This is a genomic window from Enterococcus phoeniculicola ATCC BAA-412, assembly GCF_000407505.1.
In the GTDB taxonomy this organism is placed as follows: domain Bacteria; phylum Bacillota; class Bacilli; order Lactobacillales; family Enterococcaceae; genus Enterococcus_K; species Enterococcus_K phoeniculicola.
The window spans coordinates 743,687-758,864 of sequence record NZ_ASWE01000001.1; the positions used below are offsets into that span (position 1 = coordinate 743,687).

Sequence of the window (15,178 nt, forward strand, 5' to 3'; positions counted from 1 at the left end):
TTTTTGATAAAAGTACAAGTAAACAACTTAACAAAAGTATTCGGGAAAAAAGCACAAACAGCGTTAGCGATGATGAAAGAACATCGACCAAAAACGGAGATTCTTGCAAAGACAGGCGCTACTGTTGGTGTGTATGATGTGAATTTTGAAGTGAATGAGGGAGAAATTTTTGTCATTATGGGCTTATCAGGTAGTGGGAAATCTACGCTGATTCGTCTGTTAAATCGATTAATTGAACCAACTTCAGGAGATATTTACATTGATGGACAAGATATAGCTAAATTAAGCAAAGAGGGACTTCGTGAGGTTCGTCGACATAAAATGAGTATGGTTTTTCAGAACTTTGGACTCTTCCCTCATCGAACAATTTTAGAAAATACTGAGTATGGATTGGAAGTTCGCGGTATACCTAAAGAAGAACGTCAGCAAAAAGCAGAGCAGGCGTTAAAAAATTCAGGCCTTATTTCGTTTAAAGATCAACTACCGAATCAACTTTCTGGAGGGATGCAACAGCGTGTGGGACTAGCAAGAGCTCTTGCTAACGATCCAGAAATTTTATTAATGGATGAGGCATTTTCAGCATTAGATCCACTAATTCGTCGGGAGATGCAAGATGAGTTGATTGATTTACAAGCAAATGTGCAAAAGACAATTATTTTTATTACGCATGATTTGAATGAAGCCCTACGTATTGGCGATCGAATTGCTCTGATGAAAGACGGAGAAATCATGCAGATTGGTACAGGTGAAGAAATTCTGACAAATCCTGCAAATGATTACGTTCGAGAATTCGTAGAGGATGTAGATCGCTCCAAAGTCTTAACTGCACAAAATATTATGGTTCCAGCTCTAACAACGAATATTGATATTGATGGACCAAACGTTGCGCTAAATCGCATGCGTAAAGAAGAAGTTAGTATGCTTATGGTAGTCAATAAAAAACGAGAACTAAAAGGATACATTACAGCCGAGAGCGCATTAGAGGCTAGGAAGACACACAGACCGCTGAGTGAATTTGTGGATGCGACAATTAGAACCGTGGATAAAGAGATGTTGGTCAACGATATTTTTACGATTATCTTTGATTCTCCTACACCACTTGCAGTTGTTGAGAATGGACGCCTTCAAGGAGTTATCATTCGAGGGAGTGTTCTAGAAGCATTGGCAGAAACAAGTGAGGTGAATGAGGATGAATAATTTATTGACAAATCAACTACCTGTTGCAGATTGGGTTGAAACGATAACTGAATGGGTAACCAATAATTTTGCAGGTTTATTCTCATTTATTCAAAATACAGGACAAGCTGTCATGGACAGCATTACACATGGATTAGTACAAATTCCACCCTTTATTTTTATTATTTTATTAACGATTGCTGCATTTTTTGTCTCTCAAAAACGATTTGGGCTAACTTTATTTACATTTATTGGTTTGCTCTTTATCTATAATCAAGGACTATGGACAGATTTGATGAGCACTGTGACGTTAGTCTTAATTTCAAGTGTAGTTTCTATAATTATCGGGATTCCACTTGGGATATTAATGGCGAAGAGTAGCAAAGCACAAAGCATTATTACGCCAATTCTTGATTTTATGCAAACAATGCCAGGATTTGTTTATCTTATTCCAGCAGTTGCCTTTTTTGGAATAGGAATGGTACCAGGGGTCTTTGCCTCCGTAATTTTTGCTTTACCGCCAACGGTCCGTTTTACAAACCTAGGTATTCGTCAAGTTCCTAAAGAATTAGTTGAAGCTTCGGATTCCTTTGGTGGAACAGCATGGCAAAAACTATTTAAGTTAGAGTTGCCTCTTGCAAAAAATACTATTTTAGCAGGGATTAATCAAACAACGATGCTTTCATTATCAATGGTTGTAATTGCCTCTATGATTGGTGCGCCGGGATTAGGACGTGGGGTGCTATCTGCGTTACAGCGTGCACAAGTCGGAAATGGATTTGTAAATGGTGTTGCCTTAGTAATTCTAGCAATTATTATTGACCGATTCACACAGCATTTAAACAAACCTAAAACTGTAACGAGTAAATCAATGTCTAAGAAAAAGAAGTGGGGAGTAACAGCTAGTGTAGTAGTGGTTATCCTTGCTGCAGTAGGTATCAGCTCGTTTACAGCAAACTCTACTACGGATAAAGAAATTAACTTAGCCTATGTGGAATGGGACACAGAAATAGCTTCTACCAATGTTGTTGCAGAAGTATTGAGACAGATGGGGTATAAAGTAAATGTTACCCCATTAGATAATGCAATTATGTGGGAATCTGTAGCAAAAGGTGAGATGGATGGTATGGTAGCTGCGTGGCTACCTAATACACATGGCTCTCAGTATGCGCAATACAAAGATCAAGTTGAAGATCTTGGTGCAAACTTAACAGGTGCAAAAGTTGGACTTGTTGTACCAAGCTATATGGACGTTGATTCTATTGAAGAGTTGAAGGCGCAGGCTGGAAAGACCATTACTGGAATTGAACCTGGCGCAGGTGTAGTTAATGCGGCAGAGAATACACTCAAGACTTATAGTAATTTGAGTGATTGGAAAGTGGCTACCTCTTCTTCAGGTGCGATGACTGTTGCATTAGGTCAAGCAATTAAGAATAAAGAAGAAATTGTGATTACAGGCTGGTCACCTCACTGGATGTTCGCTAAATATGATTTGAAATATTTGGAAGATCCAAAAGGGGGGATGGGCGATGAAGAAGCTATTCATACAATCGTCAGAGATGGACTAAAAGAAAATCAGCCAGAAGCCTACCAGTTGTTAGATAACTTTAAATGGACAAAAGAGGACATGGAAAAAGTCATGTTGGAGATTAAAAATAAAAAAGATCCACAAAAAGCGGCACAGGATTGGATTAAAAACAATCAAGAGCTAGTGGATAGTTGGAAAAAATAAATTCTTAAAATGAAAGAAGAACCTCCGTTAGAAGAAACAATTTAAACGAGGTTCTTCTTTTCATGTATGCTATAATAAAAAAACAAACGAAAAGAAGGTGTGTTCATGAAATCAACTGTTGAAATTGTCCAATTAAATGAAGAAGAATCTGTTTATTTAAAAGTACATGAATTGACAGGAACAGTTGAAAAAGCACTTAACTTATTGACGAAAAAGGAAAATTTTCTTTTGGGAGAACTAGAAGGAGAAACGTTTCGTATCCCTTTTTTAAATATTTTATACATAGAAGTGGTAGATAAAAAAAGTTATCTCTATACAAAAAATAATGTTTATCAAAGTAGTGAAAAACTTTATCAGCTAGAAGAACAGCTAGAGGTTTATAAATTTTTACGAATTTCAAAATCAATGTTGTTAAACATTGAAGCGATATTGAGCGTTTCACCGTTATTAAGCGGTCGTTTTGAGGCAACTTTACATAATGGAGAGCGCGTTTCTATCTCTCGAAAATATGTCCCTTTGCTAAAAAAAGGACTAGGAATGGGTGGAAGAGTATGAAAAATTACATTCGACGAGCAATTTCTCTTACCTCATTAGTGTTTACGATTTTAGTAGCTACTAATTTATTAGTAAACAAGAAAGCATTGTTTACTATCATTGAATACTTATTTTTCGTATCAGTAGTGTCAGGTATCCTTATTTTTTTGGTTGACGATAATGGATCGTACTCAAATCGACGATTAATCTTGAATCAGGTGCTTTATATAGGGATTATTTTTATGTTGGTTCTAGCTGGAAACAGCCTTTTACATTGGGAGCTAAGTTATTTTGGATTATTTAGTAATTTTGTTTTAGTTATTAGCATTTTCTTCTTTATCAAGCTGTTTGTGTATGGGCAAGACAAAAAAGAAGCAGATGAGATAAATAAGTATATCCAGAGAAAAGAGAAATCGGAATAACAGAAAAACGTGCAGAGCCTTAAACGGTTCTGTTTTTTTATTTATTTTAACCGCTTAGTTGCCAATTTTAACCACTTAGTTAAAATTGGTAGTTTCAAAAAAATAAATTGAGTATTCTTAGTTTATCAACAAGAGAAAAGGAGTCATCACCATGAATGAATTAATAAAGGTTACACATCTAGCAAAATCGTATAAAGAACAACAGGTGCTAAAAGATATTTCTTTTTCCATTAAAGAAGGGGAGCTGTTTTCCATATTAGGACCAAACGGCGCCGGAAAGTCTACCCTTATTTCTTTGATGCTTGGCTTAGTAAAGTCTGAAAAAGGTGAAATACAGGTAGAAGGCCGACGAATGAATCAGCAGTCTATGGAATATAAATCACTGCTTTCTGTTGTTTTTCAAGAAAGTATTCTTGATTCTGAATTATCAGTGAAAGAAAATCTTTTGATTCGTAGCTATTTTTATACGAATAGTTGGAAAAAAGCAGAGCTTCTTTTGAAAGAAAAATTGGCAGATGTTGAGGGGCTAAATTTATTAGATAAGCGATATGGTGTTTTATCTGGTGGGGAGCGGCGAAAAGTGGATATTGCACGAGCGCTGTTAAATACACCTAAACTATTATTTTTAGATGAACCTACAACAGGCTTAGATATTGTTTCTCGAGCAACGATGTGGCAATTGATTCATCGATTAAAGGATAAATACAAAATGACTGTCGTTTTAACCACCCATTATATGGAAGAGGCAAGAGAGTCAACAACAATTCTTATGCTGGAAAAAGGACAGATAGTTGCTGAGGGAAGTCCTGCTGAGCTGAAACACGAGTATCAATGTACAACTTTAGAAGACGTATTTTTAGAAATTATGGAAAAAGGGAGAGAAAAAAATGAACGCATTAGTCTATAGAGGGTTACGTCTGTTTTTCAAAAATAAACAAGCGGTGATGGGTGCCTTTATCGCGGCATTCATTCTGATTGGACTTTATGTATTTTTATTAGGAGATAGCTTAGTCAATCAGTTGTCCGCTTTGTCTAATCCCCAATTAGTCGTAGACACGTGGATGCTTGCGGGAGTCATCGGAATTGTGTCTGCAAGTTCTACGTTGGGCTCAGCCAGTCTAATGATTCGAGATCGTGAAAGAAATGTCTATACAGACTTTATGATTTCGCCTATTCAAAAAAGAAAAATTATGCTGGGTTATTTTTTAAGTACCTTTATGGTATCGGTTATTATTACTTTTTCAGTAGCTATCGTAGCAGAGCTGTATATTGTCTTTTTATCAAAAGGAGCATTTCTTACATTAGAACAAGCTATCTTACTATTCTTTTCTTGTTTATTTACGGTATTTTGTTCCTCTGCATTTATGTTTTTTGTCGCAAGTTTTTTCCGAAAGATTGATACCTTTTCAACAATGACCTCTATTATAGGTCCATTATTAGGATTTTTGACAGGTTGTTACGTACCTATCGGAAGTCTGCCGGAAACAGCTCAAATGGTTGTAAAGTATTTTCCTTTGACGAGTGGTGTTGTTTTAATTAGACGAGTACTGACAGAAAACGTCTTTACTTCAGATAATCCGGAAGCTGTTCGTGTGATTAAAGAGGAGTTAGGGATTACGATGGGTGGACAACATGAACTATTGTTTCCGTTTGTTCTACTTGCGATTTCAGGTATCGTGTTCTTAGCCATAGCTTTATGGAATATAAAACGATTTGAGGTCAAGCGCTAATTACAAATGAAAAATTTTTTTAAACAATTTAAACAAATAGTAGCAATCTTTTCTTGGAGAAATAATCTAGTAAAAGGTTGCTATTTTCCTTAGCTAAAAAATTTTTTTTATTTAATTTAGAAAGAAATGGCGCTTTTTCACATGTTTCGTTTCAGATAATTGTAATATCTTCTTTAGTAGCGTAAAATGCTTTAGCAATGCTATTTTTTTGAAGAGGAGAATGTGTATGGTCAACACACAAGAAGAAAAGTATCTGCAACAAGTCTATGGAGAGCTGGTCGCATCAAAAGAGCAGCTAGATTGTTTATTAAAACGGACAAAGGATGAAGGAATTACTGCGTTAAATGAAATGTCGGGCGATATTCGGTTAAATTTTGATAGTGTACTAGATAATCTAGATACATTTTCTATGATTGAGATGAAAAATAGGGAAATCGATCAAATGAATATCAAAATACAATCTGCCGATAGCCAACGAAAGAAAGTTGAGCGGTTATTGAAGTCTCCTTATTTTGGCAAAGTATCTGTTGATTTTCTAGAATCAGAGCCCCAAGAGGACTTCTATATAGGAATTCATAATTTTGCTAATGAGGAAGGGGTCAACAGGATTTATGATTGGCGTTCTCCCATTGCTGAATTGTTTTATAATAATATGATCGGTCCCTCCAGCTATTTAGCAAATGAGAAGAAGATAGATGTGGAGATTTTGAATCGTCGACAATTTTTCATAGAAAAGAATCACTTGATTCGTTATTTTGATACGGCAATTGCCATTCAAGATGATGTTCTTATAGCTGCATTAGAGCAAAATGCAACACAGCAGATGACAGATATCACCTCGACTATTCAAAGGGAACAAAATACAATCATTCGAGATATAGCTTCTCGTAATATTTTAGTGAACGGCGTTGCTGGAAGTGGGAAAACATCAACTATCATGCAGAGAATTGCTTATTTGTTATATTCTTTAAGAAAAGAAATGACTTCAGAAGATTTCTTGATTCTATCTCCAAATAATAAATTTATTCATTATATTAGTGATGTTCTTCCAGCGTTAGGCGAAAAAAATCCTAGAAATCAAACGATGCTGCAGTTCACCCAACTCTATTTAAATAAAGAGATAGAAGACGAAGGTCAATATTTTGAGAGAATCAGCGCGAATGAAATAGATGAGCAGATGGAAATATTGAGAAGTAAGTCATTTATCGATTTCTTAAAGAAAATGAGTCAAGACGTATGGCTGGGCGAAATTCCAATTGTTGATCTTAAGAAAAAAGAGACAGTGATTATTCCAAAAGAAGTTATTGAGAAACTTTATAATCGCACACCGAAAGATGCTCCAATAATTGAGCGAATTCAAGCAACAAAAGAACTTTTAAGCGAATACTGGAAAAACCGTTTGTTGCGTCAAGCATCTAGCGAAGAGACACAAAATCAAATTTTATCCTTATCTGAGGAACAGCAGAAACTTTATTTTGGTGAATTGATTTCGGATGATTCTGAAAAAAGTATTATAGCGTATGGCTATAAACGATTACGAAAAACTTATAGGAAAATTTCGAAAATGATTCAGCAAGTAGACTGGATAGATAAAAAGACCCTATTTTTGACACTTTACAAAAGCTTTGGAGACAAAACATATATTCATTCTGGTCAAAGTAAATATACGCTAGATGAAGCAGTTATTTTTTTATTTATTCAACATTGCTTTGTTGAAAAGATTCCACTGCCTAAAACAAAATTTTTATTCATTGATGAAGTTCAGGACTATACACCTGCACAAATTCAATTGTTAATGGAGCTATTTCCTAAAAGCCAATTTACGTTAGTTGGCGATGAAAATCAGTCTATTTTTAATTCATCCATTTCCTTTGCAACTGTAATTGACCTATTTGCTGACAATCAAAGGTCAATTTATCGATACGACTTGCTTAATAGTTACCGGTCAAGCGGTGCAATCACAGAGGTATTTAAAAAATTAAGCGTCCAATCAACTAAACAGATGGAGATTATCCCCATTCGTCCTAAAGGAGAAGAGCCAAAACTCTATCTGATTAAGGATCATTTGTCATTTATTTCAACTATTCATAAGATTACGTCGGATATTGGTGGAACGTTAACTATTCTGACAAAAACAATGAAAGAAGCAGAATCTCTACAGAAACAACTAAAAAAAGAAACGGAACAAAAGCTTATAGCTGTCTATCCAATCAGCCTGTCTAAAGGATTAGAATTTGACCACGTATTTCTTTATAACGTGTCCAAGGATAGATATAAATCTAAAAGAGATAAAAAAATTCTCTACACAGCTGTTTCACGTGCAATGCAAACACTTGCAATAGGCTACGAAAAAGAAGTATCTGTGTTCTTAAAATCAATGTAATCCAACAAGTGTCTCTGCTGCAAGGAGGATAAATACACTTGCGGCAGCGGACTATAAATGCCTGAAAAAGTAAAGGTTATGCAGCTCCTAAAGTAGTATTTAGGCGGGAAGAAATTGTTTGAAAAAAAAGACAAAAGAGTGTTGCAATTAAAATTTTAAAGTGTTAAAATAACTGAGTGATTAAGTTAACTAATTTAATTTTATCGCTCATTACTATTACGGGGGCATAGCTCAGTTGGTTAGAGCATCTGACTCTTAATCAGAGGGTCTAGGGTTCGAATCCCTATGCCCCCATTGGGTGCCAAACCCGCGACATCGGATTTCCATTGGCGTTATTATAACGTTTAGAAAATGGGGATTGCGATGTCTTTTTTTTAGAAGAAGCTGATGAACAGTGTACAATACCTGTTCACCAGTTTCTTTTTTTCTAAATTAATGTGTATCATTTTGTTAGTCATTATTGCATCGTTAAAGAAATTTCCTCTAGGTTCTTAACGGATAGGGAAATGATGGCCTTTTTATCGTATCCTGTATAATTAAAAGTCATATATTCGGTGTTCTGATTCTCTCCTCCAAGAGAAAAGCGAACAGGGGCGTAGTATGAAATTTTTTCCCCCTCGACAACCTTTAGTTGAAATGGATTCTCGTCAGAGCCTTTTGGTATCTTTTCAAGAAATTGTTTGTAATCACTAAATTTTACAACAAAGCTACTAGGATAGGCTGTGGCCGATTCTATTGGGAGAATCGTATCTTTTTCTGGGATAAATAATAGAGGATTAAATTTTTTAATTGTGGAATTATTTACTGAAAACAGCCAATTACCAGTAACTATAACAGGTTTTTTGGTTGATAATCCAGGCTTACTTTGTTTATAGAAGCCAGTTATCTTACTTATCTCAATAGTAAGATCTCCTGTCAAGTCAGAAAATTCTCCTGGTACAACAGGATTCATTCTACAGTAATACTGTAAAATATGTTTTTTGGTATCCATATGTGGAGTTAATCCCTGAGCTCCTGGAAGATTTGAGCCATTGGAATCTTTTACATCAATTGACAATGAATAATCATCAACTTTATGTTCATTGTCAACCATTTCTCTATTTTTTGAGTAGTCCATTGTTAGATAGAAACCTAGCTCATTTCCGTCTGAATAAATGGATTCTAGTTTTATATCGATGTCACCATCTGTCTCTTGTTTATTTTCAGTTCGAATAAAATGATTTTTAGTAACCGTTTCAGAAAAAAGTTTCATTTGTATATAGTCAACAGCAGCAGTAACATAGCCTGCCTTAAATAAAGGAAAGCCAACGACAAGCATTATTGCAGTTACGATTCCCAGTTTTGCCCATCTCTGTTTTCTCTGTTTTCTCTTTCGAATCAGGTCAAATGTACTGAAAATACGATTTTTTGTCTTTAGATTCATTTCTTCTTCTTTACGGAGCGCCTTCTTCAACTGTGTTTCAAAATCATTTATCATTGTTTTTTCCTCCATTCTTTTTTAAGAATTCAAGTATTTGTTTTCCAGTAAGTGACGTCCTCTGTGTAACCTTGATTTAATTGTTCCAGTAGGTAGTTCCAAAATCTGACTGATTTCATTAATGCTAAAATCATTGTAATAATATAAAATAAGTGGAATCCTATATTTGTCCGATAAATAGCTGATTAATTCTGCTAGCTCTAGCTTATCCGTTGAATCATTGGTTGGAATATCGAATTCTTCATAAGAGACTCGTTTATTTTTCTCTAAAATTTTTTTACAATTATTCACTAGAATTCTATAAATCCAAGTGTGAAAATAGTTTGGATTTTTAAGTGTATGGATATCTCGATAACTAATTAATATGGTTTCTTGCATGACATCTGCCACATCTTGCTGATTTTTTAAAAATTTATTCGCTGTGTTAAACAATATTTTTTCATATGCAGTGATAAGTTGAATAAATGCTTCATGGTTTCCTTTTTGAGCCTGCTTGACTAAAAATTCAGTATTTGCCAATGTTCTCCTCCTTTAGTATCTATACTAATTAGAGTCTTTCGAAAGGGGAAAGGTTGCATTAAATTTAAATGAGATTAAAAATATTTATTAAGTTATATTTTGTTAGAAAAACTACAGAAACGAGAGAAAACGTTTGCTTTGTATAGGGATCAGGTTATATTAGTGAAGTGAAAATATAAATAAAGAGGGTTTTTTATGAGGTTGGCAAAAAAATTATTGTTGAGTGATGTAGTGCTTGTTGGAGTGTTTATGATTGATTTAGTTAAGGTACATGCAGATTCTTTTGATACAAGTTACAAAGAAAATCAACTATTTTCTAGTCTTAAAGACACTGATCTTGTTTCTATTTTACCAGAGGGCGGTTTTTTATACGGACAGGGAATGACTACAGACATAGATGGAAATACTATTTATTATGATAGTCAAACAGATGAAAGTGCTATTTCAGTCGCAGAAGCGCGATTTCTCTTCTCTAACTCTGTTGAAGATGGCAAGGACAATTATCAAATTAATTCTCTCTCTACTAGGAGAACCTCGCCTGCCTCAACTGTTTTTAGTCTCAATCTGAGTGCCAAATATGAATCTTCTGCATTTTCAGGTAGTGGATTAAGATTTGCAGGCTATCTTTTTAAGACTACAGGTACTGCTGGTAAAAACTTAACATATAATACCTATGTTTCTGGAGGTGCCGTGGGTAGTGAGACGGATGCTTGGAATTCATATGATGCTGGTGAGCCAGTTGGGAACAGTATAGCGGTCACAGTTGGTACACCAGAAAGATTTTCTGGAACCTCAACGTACTTTACAAAAAATCCTAAGTCAGGTACCTACTATACTGTAGAAAATAAATAGATAATAGCATGTAATTGTTTCAGACAAAAAGCCGCATCGTTCAAGATAACGCACCTTTATTGAACGATTGAGGGGACAGTTAAAGAGCTACTAAAAGTATTTATCACTCGAGGTGATATTTTTACCAGTAATGAGGGATATTAGCTGAACGGAGTGCTTAGATTGGTATGAGAAAAATACCTATCTAAGCACTCTTTTGTGTAGATTCAATCATTTACTTGTTTTTCCATAGAAGATATCCACATCTAGAAATTTATCCAAATAAAGACCACTTCTTGTGAAAAAAACTCAAAAAGAATTTTTTTTACAAAAGATAATTGTAATGAACAAGTAAGCGTGTTACTATGATTGATATTGAGAATCATTCTCAATTGAATGGTTTGGAATTTATACTCTGCAGAGTAAAAGAATAGAAGGTGCCTTATTGCAATTAAGAAAAACTACGAATACATCAGCAGTTGGCTTTCGTAAACAAATACAGATACTTTTTACCCTTGGCTTCATCAGTATTTTTCTTCTATCCATCCTTATCTCTTTGGGAAATGGTCAGGCTGATATTTCGTTTCATGAGGTAGCTCAAATTTTATTTTATAAAACAACAAATGGCGCAGTGGGCTCTATTGACTCTATTAGTCAGTCAGTAGTAAATATTGTTTGGTTTGTTCGAGCACCAAGAGTGTTAGCAGCGGTTTTTGTGGGGTGTGGATTGGCTGTTAGCGGTACAGTAATGCAGGCAGTTGTTCAAAATCCTTTAGCAGATCCTTATATTTTGGGGATTTCCTCAGGAGCTTCACTGGGTGCTACTTTTGCTATTATGGTGGGGTTTGGCTCAGCTTCGATATTCTCACAGATAGGTTTATCAATGAGTGCATTCATGGGTGCACTTCTTGCAACATTTTTTGTTTTGGTTCTTTCAAGTATTGGTGGAAAGATGACTTCCATAAAATTAGTTCTATCAGGTACAGTGATTAATTCGATTTTTGGTTCATTATCAAGTTTAATTATTTTTCTGGCAAATAATTCAGAAGGGATGAAGACTGTTACGTTTTGGTCGATGGGAAGTCTTGCCTCTGCTAGTTGGGGGAAACTACCTTTTCTAGCAGTGATAACGACTTTGATTACCTTATTCTTTTCTTCCCAATTTCGTATTTTAAATACGATGCTTTTAGGAGAAGAAACAGCGATTACGCTTGGAATTTCATTAACGAGTTATCGAAGAATCTATATGTTAGTTGCTTCATTATTAACAGGCGTAATCGTTGCTGGATCAGGGATGATTGGATTTGTAGGTTTGATTATTCCTCATATTGTTCGCGGAATATATGGATCAGATCATAAAACGTTATTGCCAATGTCTGGGTTTATAGGGGCGTTATTTCTTATATGGACAGATTTACTTTCACGTATATTATTACCAAACACGGAGCTTCCAATTGGCATTTTAACAGCAATCATTGGTGCACCAATTTTTATTTATATTATTGTAAAAAAAGAATATCGGTTTGGGGGATAAAAAATGCTTGAAATAAATGACTTGTCCGTCAAGATAGGTAAAAAAGAGTTATTGAAACAAATTTCTCTTTCAATGAGAACAAATCAGTTTGTGGGGATTATCGGGCCAAATGGAAGTGGAAAATCAACCTTATTAAAATCCATTTATAAAGGGTTGATTCCAGCTAAAGGAACGATTTTCTACAAAGAGATGGATTTAGTAAAGTCTCCAGCAAAGAAAGTTGCTCAAAAAATGGGCGTAGTAGGACAGTTTAATGAATTAAGCTTTGACTTTACTGTATTTCAAATGGTTCTATTAGGAAGAACCCCACATAAACGACTATTGGAAAGTGATTCGCAAGAAGATTTTATTATTGCTGAACAAGCGCTTAAAGAAATGGGACTAACCGATTATAAAGAGCAAAGCTTTCTTTCTCTTTCTGGCGGGGAAAAACAGCGAGTTATCCTTGCAAGAGCGCTCGCACAGCAACCCGAGTTTCTCATTTTAGATGAGCCTACCAATCACTTGGATATTCGATACCAATTAGAGCTGATGGATACGGTTAAAAAATTAGATATAGGCGTACTTGCAGCGTTACATGATTTGGATATGGCTGCTTCTTATTGTGATTATCTTTTTGCCATGAAGGATGGGCAAGTCATAGCAGAAGGTTGTTCAGAAGACGTCTTAACGAAAGAAATAATTGAAGAGCTATATGGTATTCATTGCGAAATCTATAAGCATCCAGTGACGAATCGTATTGCTTTTCATTACTATATATAAAATAGGTGGGAAAATTTCATGAAAAAGGTAACATATGTTGGATTAATAATCACAATAGTAGGATTATTAAGTGCTTGTGGAACAGCAGATAAAAAAGAGACAGAAGTCAAGAATACAGGGACTTATCCACTAACAATAAAAAATTATACAAAGGCTGAGGGAGGAACTCAGTGGCATGAAAAGGATCAAGTATTTGATAAAGCCCCAGAGCGAATTTTGGCAAATACCCGACCAGCGGCTGAGCTATTGCTCCATTTAGGACTTCAAGAGAAAATCGTAGGGGTAGGTGCTGTTTTCGGTATGGCAGATCCTGACGTATCGTCTGAATTTGAGCAATTAAATCATCTCTCAGATGGGTATATTAGTAAAGAAACAGCGTTAAGTGTTGATCCTGATTTAGTCTTCGGACGTGGGGGACTTTTTGAAAATGAGGAATGGGGAAATGGGACAGTAGATGCTATAAATGAAATGGGGATTTCTACCTACATTCAAGAAACGTCTACAGATAAGGCGACATTTGACTCTGTCTATAAGGATATTGATAACTTAGGAAGTATTTTTGAGGCTAAACCTGCAGCAGATCGGTTTAAAAAAGAACTAGAAACACGAGAGAAGACCTTAAAAACAAAGGTTGACGAGGTAGGAACTGAACAGACTTTTGCTTTATTATTTATGAGTGATCCTAGTGAAATTTCAATTTATTCAGCTAATGGAGAAAGTTTCTTTAATTCAATGGTTGAAATGATTAAGCTAGACAATGTTTTACGTGATATTCAAGGAGATGTTTCATTAGAAACCTTAATTGAAAAAGATCCTGATGTGTTAATTGTTCCTGACTGGTCCACTTATCAAAAAGGAGCGAAAAAAAATGAAATGGTAGAGGCCGTTTTATTAAATCAAAAACTTTCAAGTTTGAAAGCAATCAAAAATAAACAGGTTTACTCTGTTGACTATAACTATATGTTTGGTTATGGTTATCAGTCTTTAACTGGAATGGAGCTTCTAGTTGAGGAATTGTATGGTAACTAAAAGAGACGAGATGGAACCAGTAACAGATTTAGTTATTATCGGTGGAGGGCCTGCCGGTTTATATGCAGCGTTTTATGCGGGATTAAGGGATATAAGAGTCACTGTTTTGGAAGCACAAGAAGAGCTAGGTGGAAAACTGAATTTTTATCCTGAAAAGTTTGTTTGGGATGTCGGAGCATTACCACCAACAAAGGGTCATATCATTCGTCAAAATTTAATTGAGCAAGCAACAACTTTTGATGCGACTCTCTATACAGATGCTAAGGTTACGCGGATAAAACAAGAAGACAATCAATTTTATGTAGAAGATAAAAAAGGTCGTGTGCATCCTTGTCACGCAGTCTTGTTTGCCATTGGTGGTGGAATTGTGTCACCTAAAAAGCTTAAAATTCCTGTGCATGATGATGTAAAGAGAAATATACATTATTCTTTTCCAAACCAAGAAATGATTCGAAGAAAAAACGTCTTGGTTTCTGGTGGAGGAGATGCAGCTGTTGACTATGCGAATGAGTGTTTGAAATTTGCAGAGAAAGTAACAATTATCTATAGAGGAAGTGCATTAAAAGCACATGAAGCATCTGCCAAATTATTTCAACGAAATGGTGGAATGCTCATTTTTGAATCCGAGATTCAAGAAATTCAAAAAGGTGAGACATGTGCGATGAGTCTAGTATTAAATAATAAAAGAAAAGTAGAGGTTGACCATCTAATCGTTCAGCATGGGCACGACAGAGATAGTACATTTTTAGAGTCTCTTGACTTTCCATTTAAAAAAGAGGAAGAGTTTTATCTATTTTGTGAGGAACCGACAAAAACAAATATAGAAGGAATATTTGCTGCTGGAGATATCCAGTTTTCAAAAGGAAAACTTTATCTTTTGGCGGGTGTCTTTCAGGAAGCAGCTAACAGTATTAATCAAATTAAACAGTATCTTGAACCTGAAAGTAATAGTTATGGAATGGTTTCTTCACATAATCATAAATTTGACAAAAAAAATGAAGAATTGATTAAAGGAAAGGACTACTAGAAAAATTTCTAGTAATCCTTTT

General features: G+C 35.1%; 14 protein-coding genes and 1 tRNA gene. 13 read left to right on the top strand and 2 right to left on the bottom strand.

From position 1 onward, the window contains the following. Window positions 1-3 precede the first annotated feature (3 nt). The 8 genes from I589_RS03370 (at window position 4) to I589_RS03405 (ending at window position 8,271) form a co-directional block, all read left to right on the top strand. Window positions 4-1,197, top strand: coding sequence for a quaternary amine ABC transporter ATP-binding protein (locus tag I589_RS03370; RefSeq protein ID WP_010769538.1), 1,194 nt, complete (start codon window positions 4-6; stop codon window positions 1,195-1,197). Beyond that, window positions 1,190-2,908, top strand: coding sequence for an ABC transporter permease/substrate binding protein (locus I589_RS03375; protein WP_010769537.1), 1,719 nt, complete (start codon window positions 1,190-1,192; stop codon window positions 2,906-2,908). The genes I589_RS03370 and I589_RS03375 overlap by 8 nt, the downstream gene beginning before the upstream one ends. A gap of 105 nt (window positions 2,909-3,013) precedes the next feature. Further along, a complete protein-coding gene (locus I589_RS03380; protein ID WP_010769536.1) occupies window positions 3,014-3,463 on the top strand; it encodes a LytTR family DNA-binding domain-containing protein in 450 nt (149 codons plus the stop codon). Continuing rightward, window positions 3,460-3,864, top strand: a complete 405-nt coding sequence (locus tag I589_RS03385) for a DUF3021 family protein (RefSeq protein ID WP_010769535.1) — start codon at window positions 3,460-3,462, stop codon at window positions 3,862-3,864. The genes I589_RS03380 and I589_RS03385 overlap by 4 nt, the downstream gene beginning before the upstream one ends. Window positions 3,865-4,015: 151 nt before the next feature. Continuing rightward, entirely contained in the window at window positions 4,016-4,771 is a 756-nt protein-coding gene (locus I589_RS03390) for an ABC transporter ATP-binding protein (protein WP_010769534.1), read from the top strand. Beyond that, window positions 4,752-5,594 (top strand): ABC transporter permease, encoded by an 843-nt coding sequence (locus I589_RS03395; protein ID WP_010769533.1) that lies wholly within the window; start codon window positions 4,752-4,754, stop codon window positions 5,592-5,594. The genes I589_RS03390 and I589_RS03395 overlap by 20 nt, the downstream gene beginning before the upstream one ends. A 226-nt stretch (window positions 5,595-5,820) precedes the next feature. Beyond that, complete coding sequence (locus I589_RS03400; RefSeq protein ID WP_010769532.1) at window positions 5,821-7,977, top strand: HelD family protein; 2,157 nt, start codon at window positions 5,821-5,823, stop codon at window positions 7,975-7,977. A 220-nt stretch (window positions 7,978-8,197) separates the two neighbouring features. Beyond that, window positions 8,198-8,271: transfer RNA gene (locus tag I589_RS03405), tRNA-Lys, on the top strand. Window positions 8,272-8,434: 163 nt separating this feature from the next. Here I589_RS03405 and I589_RS03410 read toward each other — a convergent pair. After that, window positions 8,435-9,454, bottom strand: coding sequence for a DUF4179 domain-containing protein (locus tag I589_RS03410; RefSeq protein ID WP_010769531.1), 1,020 nt, complete (start codon window positions 9,452-9,454; stop codon window positions 8,435-8,437). A gap of 21 nt (window positions 9,455-9,475) precedes the next feature. Beyond that, window positions 9,476-9,973: an RNA polymerase sigma factor gene (locus I589_RS03415; RefSeq protein ID WP_010769530.1), complete on the bottom strand. Its 498-nt coding sequence runs from the start codon at window positions 9,971-9,973 to the stop codon at window positions 9,476-9,478. A 195-nt stretch (window positions 9,974-10,168) separates the two neighbouring features. Between I589_RS03415 and I589_RS03420 the strand changes: the two genes are divergently transcribed. From I589_RS03420 to I589_RS03440, 5 genes are all read left to right on the top strand, one after another. Next, window positions 10,169-10,825: a hypothetical protein gene (locus I589_RS03420; protein ID WP_010769529.1), complete on the top strand. Its 657-nt coding sequence runs from the start codon at window positions 10,169-10,171 to the stop codon at window positions 10,823-10,825. Between the two features lie 424 nt (window positions 10,826-11,249). Beyond that, the gene (locus I589_RS03425) at window positions 11,250-12,338 is read left to right on the top strand and encodes a FecCD family ABC transporter permease (protein WP_010769528.1); all 1,089 of its coding nucleotides are present in this window, start codon (window positions 11,250-11,252) and stop codon (window positions 12,336-12,338) included. A gap of 3 nt (window positions 12,339-12,341) precedes the next feature. Beyond that, window positions 12,342-13,100, top strand: a complete 759-nt coding sequence (locus I589_RS03430; RefSeq protein WP_010769527.1) for an ABC transporter ATP-binding protein — start codon at window positions 12,342-12,344, stop codon at window positions 13,098-13,100. A gap of 18 nt (window positions 13,101-13,118) precedes the next feature. Further along, window positions 13,119-14,129, top strand: a complete 1,011-nt coding sequence (locus I589_RS03435) for an ABC transporter substrate-binding protein (protein ID WP_010769526.1) — start codon at window positions 13,119-13,121, stop codon at window positions 14,127-14,129. After that, entirely contained in the window at window positions 14,119-15,156 is a 1,038-nt protein-coding gene (locus I589_RS03440) for an NAD(P)/FAD-dependent oxidoreductase (RefSeq protein ID WP_010769525.1), read from the top strand. Before I589_RS03435 ends, I589_RS03440 begins: the two co-directional genes overlap by 11 nt. Window positions 15,157-15,178: the final 22 nt, after the last annotated feature.